The sequence below is a fragment of the Bradyrhizobium sp. 33ap4 genome (assembly GCF_032654765.1).
GTDB classification, from domain to species: Bacteria; Pseudomonadota; Alphaproteobacteria; order Rhizobiales; family Xanthobacteraceae; genus Bradyrhizobium; species Bradyrhizobium australafricanum.
This window is the reverse complement of sequence record NZ_JAUMTJ010000084.1, coordinates 1-23,228: the sequence shown is the minus strand read 5'-3', so window position 1 is coordinate 23,228 and position 23,228 is coordinate 1. Positions and strand designations below refer to the sequence as shown.

The window sequence follows — 23,228 nt, the reverse complement described above, 5'->3', positions numbered from 1 at the left end:
ACGCGAGTGTAAGTCTAATCTTGTCGAGACCAATGGAGGTGGCTTATGACGACAACATTCTCAGCAATTCCCTTCGCCGGTGCCCCATTTCCGAGATCGGAGTATGAGCGCCGGCAGAAGAAGGTGCTTGAGGCGATGGAGCGCGCCAACCTTGATGCGCTGTTGGTCACTGCCCATGGCCATCTCCGGTATCTCACCGGATACGATGGATTGGGGGGCTATTTCATGCCATTCCCGTTGATCCTCGCGCCGGGCCGGTCGCCAACATATGTTGTCCGAGAGTACGAGGTAAACGGCGTTCGCGCGGAAAGCTGTATTGACGAGATCCTGGGTTATGTCCAGCAGCCGGACTTTGCCAAAGTCTGCGCCGATGTGTTGCGGCGCTACGGGCTCGGAAACCGGAGGGTGGGTCTCGAGCTCGGCTGCTGGAATCTTGCGCCGGCCGATGTGAGCGCGCTTCAGGCGCAGCTTCCCAATGTGAAGTTCGCCGATGCCACGCGTCTGGTACCGTCAGTATCGGTCGTGAAAAACGAACTCGAGATCGAGGTCATGCGCGATGCGATGGCCATGACCGATTTGGCGGTTCGCACGTTCTTGGGGGCTCTGCGGGATGGTGTGACGGAAGTGGAAGTGGCCGCGGCCATTCACGGTGAGGTGAGAAAAGCTGGGGGCGACGACGCTAGACTGGTGTCCTTAGGTTTCGGCGAGCGGAACAAGCTGCCGCATGGCAAGCCTACGCGTCATCCGCTCAGAAACGACGAGCCCGCCATGATCGAAATTGGCGGAACGAAGCATGCTTACTGCGCGGGACTAGTTCGCAGCGCGGTGCTGGGTCGGCATCCTGAGACCGAATCTTTGTATTCCCTGGCGGAGGGGGCCCTCGAAGCTGCACTCGCCGCAATCAAGCCGGGCGCGACCGCGGATGAGGTGGATGCTGCCGGGCGTAAGGTCATCGAGCGATCCGGGCGACCAGAGGTCTTTCGCCATCGGACCGGATATCAGATCGGTATCAATTGGGGTGAGCGCGGTAACCTTAGTTTGGAGCCGGGAGCAGCCGACGTACTCCAGCCCGGTATGACCTTGCACTTGCCCTTCATTCTCTTCAGCGAAAGTGGCTACCTATTCGGGTGTAGCGAGAATGTTCTGGTGACAAAAACCGGTGTGGAAATACTCAGTCGTACGCCGCACACACTCCATCGTGTCTGATGCGTAAGTTGTGAGCTTGGACATGCACAGCCTTGAAACTTTCCGAGATCTGCAGCGCGAGGCAACCGTCTGGCGCCATTACCTCCACGAAAATCCCGAGCTCGATTATCGGCTACACACTACAGCGAGCTTCGTGACGGAGAAGTTGGCCTCGTTTGGTATCAATCACATCGAAACCGGAATAGCCGAAACCGGGATCGTCGCAGTGATCCAGGGCGAAGGCGGAGAAGGGCCAACGATTGGGTTGAGGGCGGACATGGATGCCCTGCCCATAATCGAAGCGTCAGGCAAGCCCTGGTCGTCCAAGACCCCTGGCAAAATGCACGCATGCGGGCATGACGGTCACACCGCCATGCTTCTGGGCGCAGCGAAATATCTTGCTAGCACGCGCAATTTCAAAGGGTCCGTTGCTTTAATCTTTCAGCCGGCGGAAGAAGGAGCGCTGGGCGGCCAAAGAATGGTCCAGGAAGGGATCATGGAGCGTTTCAGCATCTCCCAAGTCTTTGGGATGCACAATTCGCCCGGCATGGAGGTTGGCCAGTTCGGCATTTGCGAGGGCCCAATTATGGCCGCGCTCGACGAGTTCGACCTTATTGTGAAGGGCAAAGGGGGCCATGCGGCCAAGCCGCATGACACGATCGATCCCGTTGTCATTGCAGCACAGATCATCCTCGGCCTGCAAACACTGGTGTCGCGCAACACGAACCCAATCGAAGCGCTCGTCATCTCCATTACCATGTTGAAAGCCGCAGAAGCTTCCAACATCATTCCCGATCGGGTCGAAATGGTTGGCACTGTAAGGACCCTCGTACGCGGCCTGCGGGATTTTGCAGAACGGCAGATTCTGGCATCCGCACAGGGCATTGCACGCGGATTTGGCGGGGATGCCGAGCTAAAGTACCGTCGACACGATCCCGTCACTTTCAATCACACAGAGGGGACCAGCTTGGCGATCAGGGCGGCACGCAAACTGGTGGGGCCTGCTTCAGTGAATGACAAGGTTACACCGCGGATGGGATCGGAGGACTTCGCCTATATGCTTGAGGCGCGACCCGGTGCCTTTATTTTCCTCGGCAATGGTCCGAGCGCGGGCTTGCACAACCCTGCATATGACTTCAACGACGAAGCCCTGTCTTATGGCATGGGTTATTGGGTGAACCTGGTTGAGACGGCGCTGGCTGCGTGAAGCTTCGTCGGGCTGGAGCTGGTGAGACTGTGCTTGAGCACGACCTTGATGGTCTTTTCCACAGTGGCTATCGAAGCCCACTTGAGAACACGTTCGGCGTATGAGCGATCTCAGTCGCGCCGGAAAGCGCGACGCGGATTTGCAAGCAGGTAGAAACGGCGCATGCCGCAGAGAGCATATGAGTGACCATCGGTTTCGATCAAAGCCCGTGTTTTCAGGGCATCCGACGCATAATTTCGGCTCCGTGAGATCTTGGTTTGGAGAGGTTTGGCTTTAGGAGCACGGTATAATTACGTTAACCAGATCGAAGACGAAACGCTTGGAGGGAAGCCATGAGCAATTTGGTGAGCCGCAGACGCCTCATGCAGGCGAGTTCGGCTGCCTTCGTGATGGGCGGGCTGAATATCGTCACCGGCCGCGCCTTGGCGCAGTCCTCAGGCGAGCTGCGAGTCTTGGTCTACGGTGGTGACGCGGGAAAGGCGGTCATAGAGGCTTTTGTGAAGCCGTTCCAAGCCGAGACCGGCATCAAGGTGACGCCGATCACCGACCAGACCAGCTTGGCGCAGATTCAGCTGATGGTGACAACAAAAAACGTTACGGTCGACGTTGCTGGCCTTGGTCAAGCTACGGCATTTTCTGCAGCTGCGAAAGGTTACCTCGAGGACATCGATTACTCGATCTATAAGAAGGGCGAGCTAAACGGGATCGTAGACTTTGCCAAACAGCCGTTCGGTGTTGCCTCCATGATCTATTCCTATGTCATGGTCTACAATCTCGAGAAGTTCCCGTCTGACAAGCCGCGGCCGACCTCGTGGGCGGACTTCTGGGACGTCAAAAAGTTTCCTGGGCGTCGCACGCTAATATCAGGTCAATTGGGGGCCGAGGGTCCTTGGGAGGAAGCTCTGCTGGCGGACGGCGTGGCGGCCGGCGCCCTCTACCCGATGGACGTCGATCGCATTTTCGCCAGCTTGGATAAGATCAAGCCGCATATCCGCAAGTGGTGGACTAACGGTTCCATGATCCAGCAGATGATGCACGATCAGGAAGTCGACGTCATGAATTCCTATGACGGACGAGCCAATCTGTTGATCGAGCAGGGTACGCCGGTCGAGATCAATCGGAAGCAAGCCAAGCTGAATTGGGATTATTGGGCAATCCCGAAAGGTAGCCCGAATACGAAGAATGCGCAGAAGTTCATTGAATTTGCCACGCGAGCGGACCGCCAGGCCGCTTTCGCCCAGCTGATACCCTACGGCCCGGGCAATCTCAGCGCCTACAAGCTGATACCGGAAGAAAGGGGTCGTCAGCTTGCTAGTCATCCTGACTACATGGCGAGCAGCGTTCCGCTCAATATGCGGTGGTACGGTCAGGTCGGCCCGGACGGTGTGCCAAACGTTGATCGACTCCGTGAGCGCTGGAACGAGTGGATTCTCCTCTAGAACTGGAATCGCTATGTGCGCCTAGGCGGCGACGCGGTTTGCGGCCGTGCAGATTTATGAGTCTTGATGTCGTGAGTGCCGTTGGTCGCGCCGCACCCTGACTGTTCGCGCGATTCGATCGTTCTGGAGCATCAAATATGAGCCTGTATGTCAGACGTCACGTCGCGATTAGCGAGGATGAGGCATTGGAAAACGGCCTGGTCCCCGCGCAGATTGAATTTTGCAGCGTCACGAAGATGTACGGACCCGTCGCTGCGGTCAGAGACCTTTCGCTGACGGTCTGTCGCGGCGAATTTCTAACGATTCTCGGTCCAAGCGGTTCGGGTAAGACCACTACGCTGATGCTGCTTGCTGGGTTCGAAGCTCCTACTCAGGGAGACATTTTGATCGCCGGAAAGTCCGTCGCGGCAGTGCCTTCGTACCACCGCGACCAGGGCATCGTCTTTCAGAGCTATGCGCTGTTTCCACACCTTACGGTTCGCCGGAATCTAGAATTTCCGCTGGAGATGCGTGGCATGAGGGCCGCCGAGAGGGCAAAGCGGGTCGACCGCATTCTCGAGCGCGTGCACCTCAATGAGTTTGGCGCGCGGATGCCGTCGCAATTGAGTGGGGGCCAGCAGCAGCGTGTCGCGCTTGCCCGCGCCTTGATCGCCGATCCTCCGATCCTCCTGCTTGACGAGCCGCTCGGCGCACTCGACCGCAGTCTGCGCGAGCAGATGCAGGGTGAAATCAAAAGCCTGCATAAAGAATTCGGCATCACGACCGTCTGCGTTACGCATGATCAGGACGAGGCGCTCACGCTGTCGGACCGGATCATCGTCATGCGCGCCGGCCAGATTGAGCAAAGCGACACGCCCGAAGCGCTTTATGACCGGCCGGCGACGCGCTTTGTGGCGAAGTTTCTGGGCGAGGCAAATATTATTGAGGATCCCGGTTTCAAGATCGAAGCCGGCATCGCGCAGCCGTCCGGCACAGTGGCTATGATCCGGCCGGAGCGTATCTGCATCGCCGCTCCCGGAGCGGCGAAGCGCGCTGATGCAAACCAGTGCCAGACCGTCACCGGCACCGTAGACGACATGATCTATGCTGGTCCGCTGCGCAAATACCATGTGCGCGTCGGGAGCGGCGTACTCGTAGTCCGCGGGCACGTCGCGTCGGGGCAACAGATCTTCCGACCCGGTGATGAGGTGCAGCTGCAATGGTTGCGGTCCGACATCCGCTTCGTCACGTCGTAAGGAGTGGAGAGGGTAAGGCAGATGGAGATGCTTCGGAAACTTGGCCGAACGCCTATAGGGCTCACTTTGCCGGCCTTTGCCATTCTGTTTGCCGTGTTCGGTATACCGATCGTCCTCCTATTCCTGACCAGCCTCAATGCACCGGCCTTCTCGCTCGTCAACTATCAGGCGTTTCTCGATCGACCGGCGAATCTCCGCGTGCTCTTTCAAACCATTGAGGTCAGCGTGGTGGCCACAGCCATCTGCGTCTTCATCGGCTACCCCATGGCATATCTGATCACAGCCGCCTCGCGTCGCCTGCGTTCGGCGCTTGTAGTGCTTGTGGTCATCCCCTATTTGACCAGTCTCCTGGTGCGCACCTATGCGTGGATCGTCATCCTCGGCGATCGCGGCCTAATCAACAATCTGCTGCTTGACCTCGGATTGATTTCCAGCCCTCTCCCGCTGATCTACAACCGTATGGCCGTCTATATCGGCATGGTACACATCATGCTGCCGGTAATGATCATGCCGCTGGTCAGCGTTATGCTGGGCATCGACAAGTCGCTGGTGGCAGCGGCTTGCAGTATGGGCGCGAGGCCCTTTACCGCCTTCTGGCGCGTGTTCTTTCCGCTCAGCCTGCCGGGCGTCCGCAGCGGTTCGCTGCTGGTCTTTGTGCTCTGCCTTGGCTTCTACATCACTCCTGCTGCCCTCGGCGGGTTGCGCGATGCCATGCTATCAACTTTCATCGCGGCACAAGTCTCGAGCTCCTTCAACGCGGCGCGCACCGCCGCTTCGGCCTTCATCCTTCTGGGCGTAGCTGCGGTCATGCTGTCCCTACTCGGGCTTGATCTTTCGGGCACGCAGAGTCCTACGGAAAAGCCAATTCGGAAGTCCTGGCCAAGGCGATTGTCCTCCTTCAGCACGTTGCGTGGCTATCTCAATGAGCTTGCAATTTCCTATCGAGCGAAGCGCTGGACGGCTAAGCTATACCAGGCCCGCCGCGAGAGCGGCTGGGCTAAGATCGTCGGTAATATGTTTGTCGTGCTCGTCATGTTCTACCTGCTGTTTCCGAGCACGGTAGTCATCATCATGTCGTTCAGCGGCGGCTCGTTTTTGGAATTCCCCCCCTCAACCCTTTCATTGCGCTGGTATCGCTCCTTCCTTGGCGATCCCTCCTGGACCGGCGCCGCTTGGACCAGCATTCAAATCGGACTTGCGGTCGCCATCCTGTCGACCATCGTGGGGACGCTCGCGGCCTATGGTCTCAGCCGCACCTTTCCTCGGCTACGCGGCTTTCTGACCATGCTGATCCTGACGCCGATCACCTTTCCGAGCATCGTCGTCGCAATCGCAGCCTATCTCGGCCTGCTCGATCTCGGACTGATCGGCACGAAGACCGGCATCGTCCTTACGCACAGTATTGGTGCCATCGGCTACGTTGTTGTGGTCGTCTCAGCCACTCTGGCTAATTTCGACCGCCGGCTCGAGCAGGCGGCGAAGAGTATGCGTGCTGGGCCGCTGCAGACCTTCACGAGGGTGACGCTGCCGTTGATCCGGCCAGGCGTCATTGGCGGAGCCTTGTTCGCATTTATCCACTCCTTCGACGAGGTCGTCAAAACGTCGCTGGTCAGCGGGCTCTCAATCCGCACGCTTCCGTTGAAGATGTGGGAGAATATCCGCCACGAGATCGACCCGACGATCGCGGCAGTCGCATCGTTGCTGTTGCTGCTGCCCATATTGTGGCTCGTTGCCCTCTACGCAACCTGGTGGCGGTCGAGGCCGAAGGCCGAGCGCGCGTTTCCAGACGCGTGACTAAAGTCGTCGCTCGCGCGCAAAAACTCACACTACTTGGTAGTATCTGCGGACTTTCGGATTTTTGATGCGCTATGCGCTGGCTGATACCAATGCCAATGATGGTCCGATTTTTATGATGAAGTTCTGCGGTAAAGCGACGTAATTCGCCTAATGTAAGCGCATCTAAGTAGAATTTGATGATTTTCGTTTTTGGCGGCAGGATAAGTATCAAATTACGGTTTGAAGCGGCCCAGAGCGATCGTTTTCGCTTCGGAGTTCCTCAAGAACGTGCGCCCGACTGCAATCGTTCCGAACTTCAGACATCCCAATCATGATTGACGCTAGCCTCGAGATGATTGCTTTCCATTGTCCGATGCCGACGCCTCCGCACTTGAATCAGAGCATTAGAGTGGCATCCGCATGAAAGCCCTTGAAGGTATCACAGTTGTTGCTGTCGAGCAGGCGGTTGCCGCCCCCTATGCGTCCTCCCGGCTTGCGGACGCTGGGGCTCGTGTTATCAAAGTCGAGCGTCCCGAAGGTGACTTCGCGCGAAGCTATGACAAGCTCGTCCGAGGTCAGAGCGCATACTTCGTGTGGCTCAACCGGGGGAAGGAATCGGTTTGCCTCGATCTGACGGTCGAAGAGGATCGCTCTATCCTCGATGCCATGGTTGCTGAAGGCGATGTCTTTATCCAAAATCTTAAGCCTGGCAGCATCAACAAGCTTGGCTTCGGTTCAGCGGAACTCCGCAGGCGCTATCCTCGTCTAATAACATGCGATATTTCCGGGTTCGGTGACGGCGGGGCCCTGTCGCACTTAAAAGCGTATGACCTGATCGTGCAAGCTGAGTCGGGGCTTTGTGCGATCACAGGGACAGCGCAAGGTCCCGCGCGAGTAGGCGTCTCCGTGTGTGACATTTCTGCTGGCATGACCGCTCTCAATGCCATTCTGCTGGCGTTGCTCCAGCGTCAGCACACCGGACAAGGAGTGGGTATCCAAGTGTCGCTGTTCGACGCGGTTGCTGATTGGATGAATGTTCCGGTGCTCCAATTCGATTACAGCGGCTACCACACTGCGCGGGCGGGAGTTAATCACCCATCTCTCGCCCCTTATGGCGCATACCGCTGCGCAGACGGAAAGGACATTGTCTTTTCCGTCCAGAACGACCGTGAATGGATTAACTTTTGCGCGAAGTTCCTGAAGCAGCCTGAGCTGGCGCGCCGTTCTGGTTTCGCCGACAATATGGAGCGTCTTAGCAACAGGGCTGGACTGGATGAGATTGTCATCAAACGGTTCGCGCAACTATCGAGCAACGAAGTGATGAATGAACTGGAAGCGGCTGGTATCGCCTATGGTCGTTTGAATCAATTAGGGGGTGTGTCCGAACACCCCCATCTGCGACGAGTGCAGCTATCCACGCCCGGAGGGGATATCGGAATGATTGCTCCGGCGGCGATCTTTGATGGAGAGGGTACTCCAGCTTTTCGACCCGTTCCTGCACTTGGAGCCCATTCTGAAGCAATACGTGAGGAGTTTCGAATTTCGTCATAGCAGGGAGCGCGCGGCTAGATGTACTTGGAAATCTTTGAGGAGGGGGGCGGAAATTCGGCGCGACATCTTTCGCGCGCTGCTGTGCCGTTTGGGGTGTGATCGATGCATAAACTGGAACGTCTGCTGCGTCCGAAATCTATCGCCGTGTTCGGCGGTAACGAAGCGGCCATTGCCGTCAGCCAGTCGATTAAGATGGGCTTTGCCGGCGAGATCTGGCCGGTGCATCCCACCAAAGAGGAGGTCCACGGCCGGAAGGTCTACCGGTCTGTGGCCGACCTGCCCGGAGCGCCTGATGCGGCCTGGGTTGGTGTCAACCGACATCTTACCGGTGATGTGATCAAGGCACTGGCCGAACGCGGTGCCGGCGGCGCTGTTTGTTACGCTTCCGGTTTCCGCGAAACCGAATCCTATGACCAAGACGGTGAGAGGCTGCAGGCGGAGCTCGTTGCCGCCGCCGGCCAAATGCCGATCGTAGGTCCGAACTGCTACGGGCTCATCAATTATGCCGACGGGGCGCTGCTATGGCCCGACCAGCACGGCGGCGCGCGGCTGGCTGAGGGCGCCCGCGGCGTTGCCATTATCACGCAATCCTCAAACATCGCCCTCAACGTGACAATGCAAAAGCGGGGCTTGCCGATCGCTTTTCTGTTGACGGCCGGCAACCAGGCGCAGACCGGTCTCTCCGAGATCGCGCTTGGTCTTATTGAGGATGATCGCACCACCGCCCTGGGCTTGCACATCGAGGGCTTCGATTCCGTGGCCGGCTTCGAAAAGCTCGCAGCCCGCGCGCGCGAACTGAAAAAGCCGATCATCGCCATGAAGATCGGCCGCTCCGAACAGGCAAGGCAGGCGACGGTGTCGCACACCGCGTCGCTCGCGGGCTCGTACGCTGCCTCCGATGCCTTCCTGAAGCGGCTAGGCATCGCGGGAGTCAATTCCATTCCCGCCTTCATCGAGACGCTGAAGCTGCTCCACGTCATCGGACCGCTCAATGGATACCGGCTGTCGTCGATGAGCGCGTCGGGGGGCGAAGCGTCACTGATGGCAGACAGCGCGGGAGGGCAACTGTTACATTTCCCCCGTCTTACCGACCAGCATCGCGCCCGCATCGAGACGGTGCTCGGACCAATGGTGGCAGTGGCCAATCCCCTTGACTACAATACCTACTTCTGGGGCAACGAGCCGGCGCTGACTGAGACTTATTCCGCTATGGTCTCTGGTGGATTCGATCTTAATCTGATTGTCTTGGACTTTCCGCGTCCGGACCGCTGTCCCAAGAACGCCGGTTATTGGACCATCGTGCGCGCTTTCGAGGCGTCCCTCAAGGCCAGCAACGCACACGGCGCGATCGTCTCGTCGCTGCCCGAGAATGTACCCGAAGAATACATCCCTGATATGATCGAGCGAGGCATAGTTCCGCTAATGGGAATTTCAGAGGCGATGGATGCCGCGCAGGCGGCCGCCTTCATCGGTCGGGCCTGGGGCGAGCCACAGGCGCAGCCAATTGACAACAGGGCTTCCGGTTCGCCTCGAGACATCAAGGTGACACTTGACGAAGCCGCGGCGAAAGTGCGTCTCCGAGAGTCGGGATTGCCTGTGCCCAAGGGCCAGCGCACCGTCAGTACTGACCAGGCAGTGACGTTCTCGCAGGCGCTCGGTTTTCCGGTGGCGCTCAAGGCGCTGGGCGTCGCTCACAAATCGGAGGTTGGCGCGGTGCGGCTCAACCTCCGGGATACCGAAGCCGTCGCCTCCGCGGCCCATCACCTGTCTCCATTAAGCAGTGAGCTTTACGTTGAGCGCATGGTCGAAGGCGGCGTCGCCGAGTTGATCGTCGGCTTCACCCGGGATCCGATCTTCGGGGCGGTGATGACTCTTGGCAGCGGCGGGGTGCTGGTCGAGCTCTTACGCGACAGCGTGACTCTGATGCTTCCGGCGACTCGAGATGATATCGAGGCTGCGCTGCGCGCCCTGAAGCTGTACCCTCTGCTCGAAGGATACCGCGGTCGGCCCAGGGCCGATGTTCAAGGGGCCATCGACGCGATCGCCGGGATTGCCGAATTCGTGCAGAGGAATGCCGGCGAGATCGAGGAACTCGACATCAATCCGCTGATCGTCTGCGCCGAAGGCAAGGGGGCCTGGATCGCAGACGCGCTGCTGGTGCTTGGAGGAAAAAAGAATGGCTGACGTTATCACCACACGCCGCGAAGGGGCCATCCTCGAAGTCACGCTGGACCGGCCGAAAGCCAACGCCATCGACGTTAAGACCTCGCGGTTGATGGGCGAGACCTTTAAGCGCTTCCGTGACAATCCGGAGTTGCGGGTCGCCATCGTCAAGACGGCTGGTGATAAGTTTTTCTGCGCCGGTTGGGACCTTAAGGCGTCCGCCGGCGGGGACACCGCCAACGGCGACTGGGGCGTCGGCGGGTTCTGCGGGCTTCAGGAACTACGCGACCTCAACAAGCCGGTCGTCGCCTGCGTCAACGGCATGGCGGTGGGGGGCGGCTTCGAGCTCGCGCTGTCCTGCGACCTGATCTATGCCTCGGACCATTCCTCCTTTGCGCTGCCCGAGATCCGGGCCGGCACGCTGGCCGACGCTGCGACCATCAAGCTGCCAAAGCGCATCCCTTACCATGTCGCCATGGATCTTCTGCTTACCGGCCGCTGGATGGATGTCGCCGAAGCGCATCGCTGGGGACTGGTCAACGAGGTGCTGCCCAAGAAGAAGCTCGACGAACGCGTATGGGAGGTCGCGCGGCTGCTTGCCGGCGGGCCGCCGCTGGTCTTCGCAGCTATCAAGGAAACGGTCCGCGTGACCGAGGCGCTCACCTTCCAGGACGCGATGAATCGGGTGACTCGCCGCCAGCTTGCGACTGTCGACGCGCTGTTCGGTTCAGAGGATAGTCGCGAAGGTGCCAGGGCCTTTGCCGAAAAGCGCGATCCCGTTTGGAAGGGCAGATAGCGTGATGGCGCGCAGGCGCAGGTAGTCGCGCCACGTGCGGCAAAACCGGTCAGCGAACATCACCCCGTCCGTTTTGCTGAATTCTAGAAGGAATTTGATGGATCTCGCGCCTCCAGCAGAAGTGCGAGCCTTCCGAGATGAAGGTTCGTCAGTTCCCGTAGACTGCGCATGCGGCTGCTTTGCACTAGGAACCAGAATTGGGCTCGGACCCAGCACCAAGAGAAAGATTACGACCGATGCTTGAAGGATATATTTTCGACGGTTTGCGCAGTCCCTTCGGCCGCCATGGCGGCGCGCTGGCGGGCGTCCGGGCCGATGATCTGGCAGCACGGGTCGTGAGTGCTCTCATGGAGAGATCTGACTTGCCTGTCGAGCGCGTCGAGGACGTGATCCTTGGCAATGTCTGCCAATCCGGCGAAGACAGCCGGAACGTGGCCCGTTTTGTCGGACTCCTGGGCGATGTGGGCCTAGGCGCAGGCGGGCTGACCGTGAATCGACTGTGCGGCTCGGGGATGGCCGCGGCTTTGGACGCGGCGCGATCTGTCACAGTGGGCGAGGCCGACCTCTATGTTGCGGGCGGCACCGAAAGCATGACGCGCGCGCCCTTTGTACTCGGCAAATCGCCGAGCGCTTGGAACCGCCAGCCGGAAATCTACGACACGACCATCGGCACCCGGTTTCCCAACAAGGAATTCGGGGAAAAATTTGGCGACTATGCTATGCCCCAAACCGCCGACAATCTTGCCATCGATTATAAAATCGGCCGCGCGGAATGCGATGTCTTTGCCTACGACAGTCAGCAGAAATACGAGACTGCCCGTGCCGAGGGGTTCTTCAAGGACGAGATCCTTCCAATCGAGGTTCCCGGCCGAAAGGGTGAGCGCACGGTTGTAGATGCCGATGAGCATCCACGCCCCGAAACGACGCCGGAAAAAATGGCTACTCTGAAGCCGCTCTTCGCGGGCGGCGTGGTGACTGCCGCCAATGCCTCAGGCGTCAATGACGGAGCGGCGGCTTTGATGATTGGCTCGAAGCATCTCGGACCGCAACCGCGGGCGCGGATCGTTTCCGGCGCTGTCGCCGGCGTCCCTCCACGCATTATGGGCATCGGACCCGGCTTCGCCGTTCCGAAAGCGCTGGAACGCGCGGGGCTGAGCTTGAAGAACATGGACGTAATTGAGATCAACGAGGCATTTGCCAGCCAAGTGCTCGCCTGTTGCAAGCAACTGAATCTTGATCCCGCTGATAGCCGCCTAAACCCCAATGGAGGCGCCATCGCCATCGGCCATCCTCTCGGTGCCTCAGGCGCCCGCATCATCCTGACAGCGTTGCGTCAGCTCGAGCGGAGCGGCGGCCGCTATGCCTGCCTGTCGATGTGCGTGGGCGTCGGGCAAGGCATCGCCATGGTCATAGAGCGTCTGTGAGTTGCCGTGATGAAATTAGAGAGCTCAACCGTCCGCACCGGTATCGAGAACGGGGTCGGGTTGATCGTCCTGAACAATCCCCCCGCGAATGCGCCGGGTGCGGTTGTGCGTCAGGAGCTGGCTGATGCCGTCGCGGCGCTAGGCGACATCCCCCAAAGTGAGGGTCATTGCGATCTATGGAAGGCAGGGCGTTGTCGGCCGGAGCCGATATTCGCGAATTTGGCAAGCCACCGATACCGCCGCGGTTGCCAGATGTGTTGGACCAGATTGAAGCCAGCAAAAAGCGGGTGGTCATTGTAGTGCACGGCGCGACCCTAGGTGGCGGGCTTGAGTTGGCGCTGGCCTGCCATGCGCGAGTGGGGTTGCCCGGCGCGCGCCTTGGCTTGCCGGAGGTAACGTTGGGACTACTGCCGGGTGCAGGCGGGACACAGCGTTTGCCGCGCCTGATCGCGCTGGAGAGCGCCATCGAAATCATCAGCACCGGCCGTCAGGTCCCGATCGAAGAAGCGCTGGAACTGGGTATTCTGGACCGCACGGGCAAGCCGCACGAGGCGGCGCTCGCCGCGGCTGCGGCGATTCTCGACGGCTCACTGATCGCCCGCCGCACCGGCGATATTGTCCTTCAGCCCGATCCGACCGTATGCGCCCGGAGTGGTGCGCGGTGCCGAGCTTGGGCGTCATCCGGAGACGGAATCGCTGTACGCTTTTTCGGTGGAGGCCGTCGAGGCTGCGATTGCGGCCATCAAGCCGGGGGTGATAGTAGGCGAAGTGGATGCGGCTGCGCGTAAGGTGATCGATCGTTCGGGCCGCAAGCGGGCATCGGACCGGATACCAGACTGGCATCCATTGGACCGAACGCGGCAACATCAGCGTCGAGCCGGGGGCGAAGGCCGTTCTCGAGCCGGGCATGACCTTACATGTGCCGCTCATTCTATTCGGCGAGAACGGGAACTTGTTTGGGTGCAGCGAACGCGTCCTGGTGAACGAGCGCGGTGCGGAAGTCCTGAGCGCCACATCGCGCACGCTCTATCAGGCCTAGGTGTCTGGTCCCGGAGTGTGGGGGAATCAGCCAAACTGGTCCTTCATTCCGGGAGGACCTATGGGCCAGATACTCCATGGCAGCGCCACGACCACGCACGCGATCCGAGCGGCAATACAGCGATCGAAGGCTCCGCTCAAAGAGCTAGCCGCCCAGCACGGGCTCAACCAAAAGACGGTCGCCAAGTGGCGTAAGCGCACCTTTGTCCACGATGCGCCGATGGGGCCAAAGACCGTGCGCTCGACCGTGCTTTCTGCCGAGGAAGAGGCGATGGTCGTCGCCTTCCGCAAGCACACGCTCCTGCCTTTGGATGACTGTCTCTATGCGCTGCAGGCGACGATCCCGCATCTCACGCGCTCGTCCTTGCACCGCTGCCTGCAACGTCACGGGATCAGCCGCTTACCCGAGATCGCCGGCGACAAGCCCGCCAGGCCCCCCTTCAAGCGCTACGCCATTGGCTACTTCCACATCGATATCGCTGAGGTCCGCACCGAGGAAGGCAAACTCTATCTCTTCGTGGCGGTGGACCGGACCGCCAAATACGCCTTCGCCCGGCTGGTGAAGAAGGCCACGGGTGCAGCAGCCAGGGCCTTCCTCGAAGAACTGGTGGCGGCCGTCCCTTTCCGGATCCACACTGTACTGACCGACAACGGTATCCAGTTCGCCGACCTGCCTAAGAATCGTGATGGCGCCACTGCAAGCTGGCGCGGCCATCCCTTCGACCGGGCCTGCCTGGGACACGGCATCGAGCATCGCCTGACCAAGCCCAATCATCCTTGGACTAACGGTCAGGTCGAGAGAATGAACCGCACGCTCAAGGAGGCAACCGTCCGGCGATACCACTACGAGACCCACGAGCAATTGGAAGATCACCTCGCTGCCTTCCTTGATGCTTACAACTTCGCCAGACGCCTTAAGACCCTGCGTGGTCTCACGCCCTATGAAGCTATCTGCAAAGCATGAGCCGACGAACCAAACCGCTTCAGGATCGATCCCATCCACTTGACCTCGGGACTGAACACCTAGGGCTCCAGGGCGCACCGAGCGTCGCGACTGCAATTTAACGCCAACGGATGCAACCATGACGCAGTCCGAGGCGTCGCGAGGGCGCAGTGCGCATGTGTACCAAGGCCCAATTGGAAGTGGCGAAATGAGCCGCGAGGGCGAGCATTCTATCGCCCCGTCTTCCGGAGAGCCCCCGTACACTGACGTTGGCTTACTTCGGGCGCGAAGACGCCAAGAGACTACTGATCCTGGTATCTGCAACGCACGGAGTCGAAGGCTACTGCCGATCCGCCGCCCAAGCGCTCTTCTTGCGGGCAAGATTTCACGAGGGTCTTCCACCATCAACCGCGGTACTTCTGATCCACGCGCTCAATTCCTATGGCTTCGCCTGGGACCGCCGTGTGACGGCTGAGGGCGTGGACCTCAATCGCAAATTCCTCGACTTTTCCGCAGCGCTTCCTGAAAATACGGGATACGAGGAGTTGGCCGACCATATTGTTCCTGCCGATATTAAGAAGGAGCGCGGCGGGCGCAAGGCGCTATCGAGGCCTACAAGGCGGCCCATGGAGAGGCGCAATACTTGCAAGCGCGGTCCGGAGGTCAATATACCCGGCCAGGCGGCATGTTCTACGGAGGGGCCGCGCCGACAGAGACTAGGCAGATGCTTGAGCACATCGTGGCTGTCTCCAATGTCGCACCGCGTGACGAGGTCATCATCATCGATTACCACACGGGCCTTGGCCGGTATGGCTACGGGGAACTGCAATGCGAGCAGCCCTCAGGCCTCGACGGTTATGATCGAGCGGTAAAGATCTTTGGACCTTCGGTGACGTCGCCAGAAGTCGGGAATTCCACTTCGGTTATCATTCCCGGTTCTGTGGATGCGTTTTGGGAGCGAACCCTAGGTGATCGCCACACCTACGTCGCGCTCGAGTTCGGAACGTATCCAAGCGGAACCGCGCTCCGCGACGATCATCGGCTGTTCATGTATAGGCCGCAGGCGGCCCATGCCGACCTTGGTCGCCGAATTCGTCGGGCCACGAAGCAACACTTCTACCCGCAATTTGCTGACTGGACAAAGATGGTCCTCTGGCGATCCCACCAAGTCCATCGACAGGCGATCGAGGCGCTAACAGCGCAACAATAGCGACCTAGGCCGTGAGGACGTGGTTCGCGCTCCACGCCGTATTGCCGATCCCGGCGCCGGCCCCAGCAAGCATTTTGTGTCGGCTGATGACCGATCCGCTTCTTCCTGGTCGGACCCTGAACTGATCGCGTCGCAATGAGAGGGCAGGTCACCCCGGAGTTTGTTTTCGCACTTCGTCTAAGCGGTGCGCTGGGCCAGGATGCGCGGCGGTCAAGCGTTCTTCGCTTACTCGACGAACTCCGATTCGATTTCGAGAAGACGATTATTGTTGCGGTCGAAGTCACGCGGTAATTCGGGAGGCAGAGGTATCACCCGACCAGGTGCATGAATGAGCGCTCGCTCGAACACTTCGATTATCGGAGTACTGTGGATCGATGGTGTCACGATTCTTGCTTCGCGAGCGAGCGCGATTGCGATCGATGCTCATTGAAGCCGCGGGTTACCAAGCAGCCTTCACGGCGGAGACCGCGCTCAGGCTATGACGTCGCTCGCGACATGACCCATGATCGTGGAAAGGACGCACCTCGCGTCTGCTTCGCATCAAGATCAGATTTGTCTGCGCACCTCAGGCGTATTCTCAACCTCGATCGTTTACGCTTTACGAGCCCGGACGCGGCGCGCGACAAGTTCTTACACGCGTCACCGCCCAAAGGATACGCACGAGGGTGAAGCCGATCCCAATGTGCACGCCGAGGTTCGCGCGGTTAGAACCCATCCAGCAGGGCTACTACAACGAAACACTGCTAGCCTTCTTCAACGAAATCGCCCACTGGTAGTCTGCTTCATCGAATGATCTTTGTGGTCGCCAATTTCAGTGGGCCGTACGGACCCTCGTGATGCAAATATAGCACGCAGCTAGCGCAGACTAGCTTTCGCCGTCCGATACGTACTGAGTTCGTAAGCCCTCAGAGGGATGTAGTCGGTTAGGTTTAATCCGCGTGTCACGGAATGAGCCCTGTCGCGACGTCTGCTGCCACGAGAATTCTAGTCAATGGTCGTGACGCTTTCTCAGATTGAGAAGCAATGTTCGCGATTTCGGTTGTCTCAAGCTGATGTTCAGCGGCGGATACTAACGGCAGGTTTGGAATGGTGACGGTCGCCGTGAAAACCGCGTGCGACTAACGGGTGGCCCAAGGCAATAGCGCTGTCCAAAATCAAAACGATGGGTGCTGTCATGACGTGATGCAAACAGAAGAACGTAATCCAGCACTATCGTATTGGGCAGTGATTAACTTACGATGAAGGGGGAAGTATGACGTCATCCATCGAGCGACGGGTAGTAAAAGGCGTAGTTTGTGGGCTGGCTCTTGCTGGCTTGACGGTGGCTGCACAGGCGGCTGATTTGGACCAAGTACTGAAAGCTCCAGCTCTAAAAAATCCAATTCCCGACTCGCTGACCTGGAACGGCATCACGCTCTATGGGTCGATCGATCTCGGATACGCCTATTCAAACAACTCTGCTCCGATCGGCAACTATTTTGGGGGCGTGAATGCCAACGTCTTCGCCGCTCCAACCGGCCGGGGGCCAATCTCGACGATAAACACGCAAGGTTATACATATGTCGGTCTGAAGATCGAGGAAAACCTCGCGTATGGTTGGCAAGCGATCGGCAGGATTGAAACCAGTTTTAGTCCGCTAACCGGCCAACTTTCTGACGGCTGCAAGACTCTCCTCGACAACAATGGCAAGCCGGACAGCCAACAAACGACAAGCGGAGACTCGAGCAAATGCGGTGGGATCAACGGCCAAGCTTGGGCCGGTGTACGCAATCCGACCTACGGGCAGCTGCAGGTCGGCCGAAACAACACGCTCGCTGCGGATTCCATATGGGGTTTCGATCCGGTGGTTATTGCCGATTTCTCGGGCCTTCTGTGGTCGCCTGGATTTACTGCAGGCGCCGGAGCCACCGAAGCGGCTAGATGGAACAACTCAGCCAAATACGTCTATACGAATGAACTTGTTCATGCTGGCCTCATGTTCGGCCAAGGACAGAGCCAGGGCACGTCCCTCCATGGCGATGCCTATGCAGGAAATTTTGGTGTTACCTGGCAAGGCTTCGCCTTCGATGCGGTGTACACCGTGGAGCGGAACGTTGTGAGAGCCGGCCTCTTCGGGGTTGGCGGATGCGGCGTGGCCGGCACACCGAGTTGTAGCACTCTTAGTGTCAGCGGGCAGAACACCGAGCAGTGGGCCCTCATGGGTAGATATACCTATGATTTTACTGGCGGTGCCAAGGATGCTCCTGCCAACAGGCTGTCGTTTTACGCGGGTTATGACCATGTCCAATATTCGAATCCGTCCAGCCCGCTTGTTGTGGGGGATACGACAGTCGGCGGCTACATATTCGGTGCGGTCAATAATACCGCATATTCCTATGGCCATAAGAATGTTGGATTTGCATGGATCGGCGCGAAGTATGAAACTGGCCCCTGGATTATCTCGACGGGATACTACCGTGCAATGCAAGATTACTTCCAGTCGAACGCTACTGCCAGGCCGTGCTCCAGCAATGCCCACTCGTACTGTTCAGGCGTTTGGCAAACTGCGTCACTCTCTGCGGTTTACAGGTATGATAAGCACGTGGACGTCTACGCTGGCGTTGTTTGGTCGGATCTCGCCGGCGGCTTTTCCGCGGGTTACGCTAACACATCCACCACTACCTTCCTGACTGGTTTAATCTTGAAGTTCTAACAGCCATCTGTCGCGTCGCCACGACAGTACGATGTATTTTGTCCATGCATCCTTCCCTGGGGCATCCTCAGGCTCCCCAGGGAAGACTACAATACGTTCTGAATCGTCGCTGCTCAACCGCAAGCGTCGTTCGATCCAACTTTCCCGAACACGAGGGAAAGGTGAAGTCCGTGATCCCGAACCGGCTCCTACATTCTTCATCGCGCACCCGAGTCTAACGTGACCGACAGCTCCTGGAGATGATCACGGAGACAGGGTAATGTCGTTTGTTCTCCACCGGGCGATCGATAGAGCTATCGCCAAATTTTGGTGACGCCGGGGCCGGTCAGGCGGCGGCGGTTATGGGCTGACGGTCGGCCGGCTTCGCGATGACCTCGATCCCGTCGTTGAATGTCACACCAAGAACGAGTTTTGGCAACTGGTTGTGGCCATCGAGACGGCCGCCAGCTTTTCTGTGCGCCCTCGACCAGTTTGAAGACCATGGCGAGCGCGGTCCCGTTCGACAGACAACCCTTCGATCGGATGGTGCGGTGGCGCACGGTGGCGAAGGTGCTTTCGATGGGGTTGGTCGTCCGCAAGTGTTTCCAGTGCTCGGCCGGGAAGTCGTAAATGCGAGCAGCGTGTCTCGATCCTTGCTCAAGCAGTCGGCCGCCTTCTCGTATTTGAGCGCGTAGCTCTCGATGAAGGCGTCGAACGCCAGTTCGGCGGCGACCTTCGTTTCAGCCATCCAGATCTCCTGCAACGCGCGCTCGGCTTTCGGCTGCTGGCTCTTCGGCAGCTTGGCGAGCACGTTTGTAGTCTTGTGCACCCAGCAGCGCTGCTCGCGCGTTTTCGTCCAGACCTCGCCGGCGGCTTTCCAGAAGCCGATTGCGCCATCGGCGATGACGAGCCGCGGAGGCACGTCGAGCCCGCGCCGCTTCAGATCAAGCAGCAGATCGCGGCAGTCGTGCGCGCTCTCGCGGGGACCATCGGTGAAGCCGACCAGTTCCTTGCGGCCTTCCGGCGCCGCACCGATCAGCACGAGGATGCACTGCTTTTCGTCCTCGAGCCGCGCCTCCAGATGGATGCCATCGGCCCAGATGTAAACGTAGCGCTTCGCCGACAGATCGCGCTTCTGCCACGCGGTGTGCTCGTCGAGCCAGCCATCCTTCGACCGATGCCGGATGCCGACAACCCGGCAGCATCCTTGCCGAGCAGCGCAGCCAGCGCCCCGAGAAGTCGCCAGTCGAGATACCCTTCAGGTAAAGGATCGGCAAGCGTCTCGATCGACTTCGAACGGCGCATGTAGGGTGACAGGATCGACGGAGGGGCCGGATGCGGTCGGGATCGGTGACGTCCGCCTCGCGATCACGCAAACGTGGCTGGCGGACAGCGACCGGACCGATACCGGTCATCACCTCGCGCTCCGGCAGGTGACCGTGGCGGACGACGCGCTGGTGGCCGTCCGCGGTCTTCAAATCGGCATGCTTGCCAAGAAAGTCCTCGATCTCGGCCTCGACCGCCTGGGCGAGAAGGGTACGTGCCCCGTTGCGCAAGACTTCTGTGAGTTGATCGGCGACGTTTCCTGGCTGAATCAGCTTGATGATGTTATCTTTGGACACGGCATATCGCTCCTTCGGTGGAGAAGTGGAGGCGTCAAGCACCCCCACGATATGCCGCCTTCGATTCCCTCCGTCATCAACTTTCGGCGATAGCTCCGATCGATAGTCGTCAGCGTTCTTACGTGGCCGCGACAATACACCCCCGTTCGCATAGCGGCTGATTGGCCCTTATCGCAGCGAGCGTCGCTCGTAGCGGTCGAGTTTGGCGATAGCGAACTGCAGCGCTAGCTCGCGCCGGACCACCTACAGCAGCCGCACCAAATCCTCGTGTCTGCGAAGAGACCGTGCCACCCCCGCAATGAGAGCCTGGCGGATCGTTGCACCGATATGAGTCTTTGCCCTCGCCGGGTGGATCAAACAGCAGCTGATTGGCTCGAACCTTCAACCAGGCGGTGCTGCTAGCGAGGGCAATCGCTCTGTGCCTTGATAGCATCGGCACGCTGTCGAAGTCGAAGACGACGAGCGTCTTGCCTGCGGTCTAACGCGCTTCCCATGTACCGTTCGATGCAACGGCTGGTGCGATCGTGCTCGGCAAGAGCCGCGAGGCATCAGGTGGTGGGGCAGCTTCCTTGTCTGACTGTGTAGCGAGCTTCGGCCAGATCCCTCGACGTCGGCGCGGCTGATCAAGCAACAGCTCGAAACAGGCGGCTCGTCGCCGAACGAAATTCGTTGAAAAATGGCGGGTAGGCGCCGGATTTAGTCGTCATTGCCCCATCCATCGCATCAATACAGACTGAAGAAGTTCTGTACTGTTTTACGCCGGTCGATCCAGTTAAGTCCTAAAGCTCAGGAGACAGACCGTACTACGAGCGACCACGTGCCCGCCCTCGCCGGAGCGCTCGAAAGCTCCGGAGATAGAGTTCGCCAGTGGACGACCGGCACTCAGCCCATGCTTAAGCAGCGTTCTGATAAGCGGCTCTTTGTCAAAAATGGGATTCTAGCGAGACTCTCTCTTCAAGACCTCGCAGCAATAGCGGAATTCCTTCAGCCGATTGTTCTGAAAGAACGGACGGTCCTGCAAGTCCGAAAAAGGATCTTGAGCACGTCTATTTTTTGGAGTCGGGACTTCTCTCTCTGAGGATCGTCGCAGCGGGAAGCATACTTGAAACAGCGCTTATAGGAAACAGACGTATGCTCGGCGCTTCGTTTCTATTGGGGGGAATCTTCCAACTCATCAATCTGTTGTGCTCGTTGCGGAAAGCGCGCACAGGATCCATGTGCAGGATTTCCGCATGGCGTGTGGCACGGTTGCCAAGAACGGGTCGCAACCTGGCTCTGTTTGGCGAACGATGTTCTTGGTACTCATGTCCTTCCAGTTACCCACGATTACCTTTCCATCGTCTTGGGATTGCGTCGCGCGGGGTTACGGAGACGCTCATCCGATTCGAAAAACAAAAATTGATACGCAAAGCCCGCGGCGTCTTGCAACTTGATGAGCGCAAGGGCCTCGAAGAAAAGACATGTAGCAGTTATAGGCTTATTTCAAGCGCTTATGCCTCGCTAGACCCGGCGCCAATCAAGGAGCCGGCAAGCTAGTCAAGCTGACCGCACATTCGGATTTTAGCAACGAGAGTCCGCCGAGTTGTTATTGTGCTGTCGGCTAATACTGGGGCGCGGAATACTAGTGTACCCAGCCTCGGTGCAAAGCCTGCCGATGAGGTCATGACGCGCTACGGCGCATCGAGAGACCATTGTCGCTCACCCAATATCGTTCGTTATTCCAAAGGGACGACAGCAGAGTCGTCCCGCTCACAGCAAAGTCTACGACGCGATATTTCACGCGTAGTATTCGAACGCGCGTTCTCGTATATAGCAAATGCCATGGGCCGCGCTGCCGCAAAACCCAACCTTGAGCTCCGGAAAGATAAGGATTGTCAACGCGTATTCTCGGTCGCGAGGATGCGAGTATAGGCACGAGCCATTCTGCTCCACTTCGCGCTTTGCAAGCGAACTGCCTCCTAAGTACATCGAGAGTCCGACGATGTGGGCTTCAGGAAGGCTGTGGCGAAGTCTCGAAAGCGTTCACCGCGAGGCCAGCGGCGGGTTCAAGCCTGTCAGCCAGACTCGAATTGTGCGGTTGATCGGGAGTCGAGAACGAGGGGCGGCGATGAGGTTCTAATGCGGCGCGGCGATGCAGATCAGGGTCATCAAGTTTTGCTAGTGCATCGAGAGGGCGTTCAACAGACGGAAGGACTTCGGGTGTATCGCAATCCGTCAAGGCAGTTAGGAAGCTTAGGCTCGACGGAATGTTAGGCTAGCCCACACTTCAGGGTGGCGATCAGGGAGAGTAAACGCGCGCCTACGTTCGCGCCTTCCTGGCCAAGTTCGCGTGCTTCGTTCTCGCTGGAGATAAGTGCATCCGACGTTTTGCGTATTTTTTTCGGCTGAAAGCGCTGTCGATATAAACCCCCGGATTTTGCCGGCTCGACGCAGGATTTCGGCCGTGCGGAGGGCCACATTAAGGAAATCCAGCTTGAGGAGCCCGATAAAACTTCTATGAAATGCAAAAAGCGTCTGTCGTCCCCGGATCGTAGACGAGAACGCAGGTAGGGAAGGAATGCGCCATCTGGTCAAACGCAGACGCCTCATGCAGGTGTGCGATCTTGAACAGCTGCAGTCTATCACAAAAGAACATCATGGTCCGGTCGTCGGCGCCGCTGCAGTAGCGGGAGAAGCGCCAGGATAGGGGAGAGGGTCGATGCCGGGCTTGAACAATGCCTTTGTGAAGTTTTCCGAGGTCCAGAAGACCTACGATGGGGAAACGCTGGTCGTTAAGAATCTCAGCCTGGACATCGCGCGGGGTGAGTTCTTGACTATGCTGGGACCCTCTGGCTCGGGCAAGACGACAACGCTCATGATGCTCGCGGGCTTTGAGGTGCCCACCCACGGCTGGATTCTTCTGGAGGGGCGCTCGATCGACAACATGCCTCCACACAAGCGCGACATCGGCATGGTGTTTCAGAATTAC

General features: G+C 58.8%; 15 protein-coding genes and 3 pseudogenes. 17 read left to right on the top strand and 1 reads right to left on the bottom strand.

Going from position 1 to position 23,228, the window contains the following annotated elements:
• Positions 1–45: 45 nt before the first annotated feature.
• From Q2M23_RS39385 to Q2M23_RS39315, 15 genes and pseudogenes are all read left to right on the top strand, one after another.
• Positions 46–1,206: a Xaa-Pro peptidase family protein gene (locus Q2M23_RS39385; protein WP_316398942.1), complete on the top strand. Its 1,161-nt coding sequence runs from the start codon at positions 46–48 to the stop codon at positions 1,204–1,206.
• A gap of 22 nt (positions 1,207–1,228) precedes the next feature.
• Complete coding sequence (locus Q2M23_RS39380; RefSeq protein WP_316398941.1) at positions 1,229–2,392, top strand: M20 aminoacylase family protein; 1,164 nt, start codon at positions 1,229–1,231, stop codon at positions 2,390–2,392.
• A 332-nt stretch (positions 2,393–2,724) separates the two neighbouring features.
• Positions 2,725–3,831 carry an ABC transporter substrate-binding protein gene (locus Q2M23_RS39375; protein ID WP_316398940.1) on the top strand — a complete coding sequence of 369 codons (1,107 nt, stop codon included), beginning with the start codon at positions 2,725–2,727 and terminating at the stop codon, positions 3,829–3,831.
• A 137-nt stretch (positions 3,832–3,968) separates the two neighbouring features.
• A complete protein-coding gene (locus tag Q2M23_RS39370; protein WP_316398939.1) occupies positions 3,969–5,066 on the top strand; it encodes an ABC transporter ATP-binding protein in 1,098 nt (365 codons plus the stop codon).
• 21 nt (positions 5,067–5,087) lie between these two features.
• Positions 5,088–6,860 carry an ABC transporter permease subunit gene (locus tag Q2M23_RS39365; RefSeq protein ID WP_316398938.1) on the top strand — a complete coding sequence of 591 codons (1,773 nt, stop codon included), beginning with the start codon at positions 5,088–5,090 and terminating at the stop codon, positions 6,858–6,860.
• Between the two features lie 402 nt (positions 6,861–7,262).
• On the top strand, positions 7,263–8,393 hold the full coding sequence (locus Q2M23_RS39360; protein WP_316398937.1) for a CaiB/BaiF CoA-transferase family protein: 1,131 nt from the start codon (positions 7,263–7,265) through the stop codon (positions 8,391–8,393).
• A 102-nt stretch (positions 8,394–8,495) separates the two neighbouring features.
• Positions 8,496–10,577 carry an acetate--CoA ligase family protein gene (locus Q2M23_RS39355; RefSeq protein WP_316398936.1) on the top strand — a complete coding sequence of 694 codons (2,082 nt, stop codon included), beginning with the start codon at positions 8,496–8,498 and terminating at the stop codon, positions 10,575–10,577.
• A complete protein-coding gene (locus Q2M23_RS39350) occupies positions 10,570–11,352 on the top strand; it encodes a carnitinyl-CoA dehydratase (protein WP_316398935.1) in 783 nt (260 codons plus the stop codon). Before Q2M23_RS39355 ends, Q2M23_RS39350 begins: the two co-directional genes overlap by 8 nt.
• Positions 11,353–11,588: 236 nt before the next feature.
• Positions 11,589–12,776: an acetyl-CoA C-acyltransferase gene (locus Q2M23_RS39345; RefSeq protein ID WP_316398934.1), complete on the top strand. Its 1,188-nt coding sequence runs from the start codon at positions 11,589–11,591 to the stop codon at positions 12,774–12,776.
• A 176-nt stretch (positions 12,777–12,952) separates the two neighbouring features.
• Positions 12,953–13,564, top strand: a complete 612-nt coding sequence (locus Q2M23_RS39340; protein ID WP_316398933.1) for an enoyl-CoA hydratase-related protein — start codon at positions 12,953–12,955, stop codon at positions 13,562–13,564.
• A complete protein-coding gene (locus Q2M23_RS39335) occupies positions 13,488–14,009 on the top strand; it encodes a M24 family metallopeptidase (RefSeq protein ID WP_316398932.1) in 522 nt (173 codons plus the stop codon). Before Q2M23_RS39340 ends, Q2M23_RS39335 begins: the two co-directional genes overlap by 77 nt.
• A pseudogene (locus tag Q2M23_RS39330) lies at positions 13,918–14,775 on the top strand (IS481 family transposase); the annotation flags it as partial. The gene Q2M23_RS39335 and the pseudogene Q2M23_RS39330, both read left to right, overlap by 92 nt.
• 251 nt (positions 14,776–15,026) lie before the next feature.
• Positions 15,027–15,281 (top strand): annotated as a pseudogene (locus Q2M23_RS39325) (DUF2817 domain-containing protein); the annotation flags it as partial.
• Between the two features lie 80 nt (positions 15,282–15,361).
• Positions 15,362–15,967 carry a DUF2817 domain-containing protein gene (locus Q2M23_RS39320; protein WP_410469825.1) on the top strand — a complete coding sequence of 202 codons (606 nt, stop codon included), beginning with the start codon at positions 15,362–15,364 and terminating at the stop codon, positions 15,965–15,967.
• A gap of 1,252 nt (positions 15,968–17,219) precedes the next feature.
• Positions 17,220–18,659, top strand: coding sequence for a porin (locus Q2M23_RS39315; RefSeq protein ID WP_316398931.1), 1,440 nt, complete (start codon positions 17,220–17,222; stop codon positions 18,657–18,659).
• 293 nt (positions 18,660–18,952) lie between these two features.
• Here the strand turns inward: Q2M23_RS39315 and Q2M23_RS44245 are convergent.
• Positions 18,953–19,740, bottom strand: a pseudogene (locus tag Q2M23_RS44245) (IS256 family transposase).
• A 208-nt stretch (positions 19,741–19,948) separates the two neighbouring features.
• On the opposite strand from Q2M23_RS44245, the gene Q2M23_RS44240 reads away from it, so the two are divergent.
• Positions 19,949–20,353 carry a hypothetical protein gene (locus Q2M23_RS44240; RefSeq protein ID WP_410469824.1) on the top strand — a complete coding sequence of 135 codons (405 nt, stop codon included), beginning with the start codon at positions 19,949–19,951 and terminating at the stop codon, positions 20,351–20,353.
• Between the two features lie 2,605 nt (positions 20,354–22,958).
• On the top strand, positions 22,959–23,228 hold a 270-nt coding region (locus Q2M23_RS39305; RefSeq protein WP_316398930.1), incomplete at its 3' end, for an ATP-binding cassette domain-containing protein.

Coding starts and splice junctions, on each gene's coding strand:
- Q2M23_RS39360 (WP_316398937.1), top strand. CDS start 7,263: ATGAAAGCCCTTGAAGGTATCACAGTTGTTGCTGTCGAGCAGGCGGTT.
- Q2M23_RS39375 (WP_316398940.1), top strand. CDS start 2,725: ATGAGCAATTTGGTGAGCCGCAGACGCCTCATGCAGGCGAGTTCGGCT.
- Q2M23_RS39345 (WP_316398934.1), top strand. CDS start 11,589: ATGCTTGAAGGATATATTTTCGACGGTTTGCGCAGTCCCTTCGGCCGC.
- Q2M23_RS39350 (WP_316398935.1), top strand. CDS start 10,570: ATGGCTGACGTTATCACCACACGCCGCGAAGGGGCCATCCTCGAAGTC.
- Q2M23_RS39365 (WP_316398938.1), top strand. CDS start 5,088: ATGGAGATGCTTCGGAAACTTGGCCGAACGCCTATAGGGCTCACTTTG.
- Q2M23_RS39340 (WP_316398933.1), top strand. CDS start 12,953: ATGGAAGGCAGGGCGTTGTCGGCCGGAGCCGATATTCGCGAATTTGGC.
- Q2M23_RS39385 (WP_316398942.1), top strand. CDS start 46: ATGACGACAACATTCTCAGCAATTCCCTTCGCCGGTGCCCCATTTCCG.
- Q2M23_RS39380 (WP_316398941.1), top strand. CDS start 1,229: ATGCACAGCCTTGAAACTTTCCGAGATCTGCAGCGCGAGGCAACCGTC.
- Q2M23_RS39370 (WP_316398939.1), top strand. CDS start 3,969: ATGAGCCTGTATGTCAGACGTCACGTCGCGATTAGCGAGGATGAGGCA.
- Q2M23_RS39355 (WP_316398936.1), top strand. CDS start 8,496: ATGCATAAACTGGAACGTCTGCTGCGTCCGAAATCTATCGCCGTGTTC.
- Q2M23_RS39315 (WP_316398931.1), top strand. CDS start 17,220: ATGACGTCATCCATCGAGCGACGGGTAGTAAAAGGCGTAGTTTGTGGG.